Annotated in this window: 1 protein-coding gene; it reads left to right on the forward strand. The window is 64.8% G+C overall.

Annotated elements, in window-relative coordinates; translation table 11 throughout:
- The first annotated feature begins 566 nt into the window (after window positions 1-566).
- Window positions 567-1,220, forward strand: a complete 654-nt coding sequence (locus ACIBTV_RS31420) for a tyrosine-type recombinase/integrase (protein ID WP_396710819.1) — start codon at window positions 567-569, stop codon at window positions 1,218-1,220.
- The last annotated feature ends 48 nt before the right edge of the window (window positions 1,221-1,268 follow it).

Genomic DNA, 1,268 nt, shown 5'->3' on the forward strand with positions numbered 1-1,268 from the left:
GTCACCGATCACCTACGAGAAGAGCACCCGGCCAGCGCCAGCTACGCTGGCCCCGGCCGCATAACCCCCGTGTCCAGGATCAGGGGTCAAGCCCCGACAACCCTCCGCGCTCCCGTATCGCGCGCAGGTACGGCCAAGCCAATCCGGACCCGATCAGGCGGGTTATCGAGTGCGACATCGGGACGGGTGACCGTTTGATCCGTGCTTACAAATGTTCCGCGCCACTGGTGATCGCCGCCTCGCCCGACGGTGTGCGTCCGCTCGGGCATGAACGTGCCCTCGGTGCCGTGTCCCGTCACCGCCCGCCACGACGGACCGAGTTCGCTGAACGACTGCCAGATGCCGAGCACAGATAGTGCCCCGAGAGCAATGACCAGCGCGCCGACCAGGAGATAACGACCACTTCGCTTCATTTCCTCGCAAGTCCTCCCTTTGACATCAGCACGTAGGTCAGGCAAGCCACGCTGCCAGACACATCAGCAGGACCAGGGCGGTCGTGGCCGGATTGTATGAGCGCAGGGCACGGTTCTTGATCCTTGCGTCGGGCAAGCCCACAGACCGCGCTGTTGCCATCCCTGAAAAGCGCCGTACGGCTGCACCTGATCCCCGCACTCGGCACCAAACGCCTCGACGGCCTCCAGGTCCAGCACGTCAAGGCGTTCATGGACGAGTTCCGCCGCAAGTGCCTCTGCTGCACCGCTGGCCTCGACAAGAGTCGTCGACCCGATCGGCGGTGTTGCTCTGTCGGCCGGTGTTGCCAGCGCTACCCGAGCACCCGTCAAATCCAGTTCGTGCACGCAGTGCTGCGCAACGCGCTACGGCACGCCATGCGCGAGGAGCTGGTTTCCCGCAACGTCGCCAAGCTGGTCCGCATCCCTTCTCCTCGCTATCGCGTCGGTAAGGGCCTGTCCGTCGACCAGGTCCGCAAGATCCTCGCCGCAGCCGAGGGGCACCGGCTCTACCCGCTCTACGTGGTGGCGGCCACGCTCGGACTCCGGCGCGGCGAACTCCTGGGACTGCGCTGGTCGGATCTGGACCTGGACAACGGCACCGCCGCCATCGGTCAGACCGTGCAGCGGACCGGCGGGAAGCTTCGCCTGCAAGACACCAAAACCGAGGACTCAGACAGTATCCTTCCGCTGCCCGACTGGACCTGGCTCGTCCTGCTCGACCACCGGAACCTGTCAAGTCAACTGAGACAGTTTCTTGATTTTGTTTAGCTTTGTGCTGTTGGAAGGCCGGTGGCCGCGGCGGCGGCGATCTGTTCG

It is taken from the genome of Micromonospora sp. NPDC049366 (assembly GCF_044466625.1).
GTDB lineage: Bacteria > Actinomycetota > Actinomycetes > Mycobacteriales > Micromonosporaceae > Micromonospora.